The sequence below is a fragment of the Myxococcus sp. AB036A genome (assembly GCF_006547355.1).
Classification (GTDB): Bacteria; Myxococcota; Myxococcia; order Myxococcales; family Myxococcaceae; genus Myxococcus; species Myxococcus virescens.
Map to the genome: position 1 here is coordinate 1 of NZ_VHLC01000238.1, position 460 is coordinate 460.

Here is a 460-nt window from a genome sequence, read left to right on the forward strand (position 1 = left end):
TCGTACTGCAGGTCCACGGTGCCCTTCGCGCCGGCGAAGGTCTTCTCGAGCGTGCCCGTCCGCGAGCCGTCCTCCTCGTCCTGGTCGAAGTCGATCGCGACGACGGTGAGCGCGCCCTCGGCCGCGTCCCAGGGCTTCAGCGATTCGAGGTCCCCGGCGGCGCTCGTGACGCGACGCGTCAGGGCCAGCTCGATGGCTCGCTGGATCGTGGACTTGCCGGCCTCGTTCGGCCCGCGGATGATCGTGAGACCGGGCGAAAGGTCGATGTCGAGCTCGCGATAGCGCCGCAGGTTCTGGACGCGCAGCCGGCGGATCCTCACAGCGAGACCTCATGGCCGGCCAGCAGCAGGCGACCCAGGCGAAGGGCGTCGCGCAGTTCGGCGGCCTTGGCCGTGTCGTCGGCGCTGGGCTCCGGGCCGGCCTCGAGCGCGGCGATCCGGGCTTCGAGGTCGCGGATGAA

At 71.3% G+C, this 460-nt stretch carries 1 protein-coding gene; it reads right to left on the reverse strand.

All coding sequences use genetic code 11. The annotated features are described in order from the left end of the window. A partial coding sequence (locus FL344_RS38260) for an AAA family ATPase (protein WP_141621957.1) occupies positions 1 to 320 on the reverse strand: 320 nt, incomplete at its 3' end. Between the last annotated feature and the right edge of the window lie 140 nt (positions 321 to 460).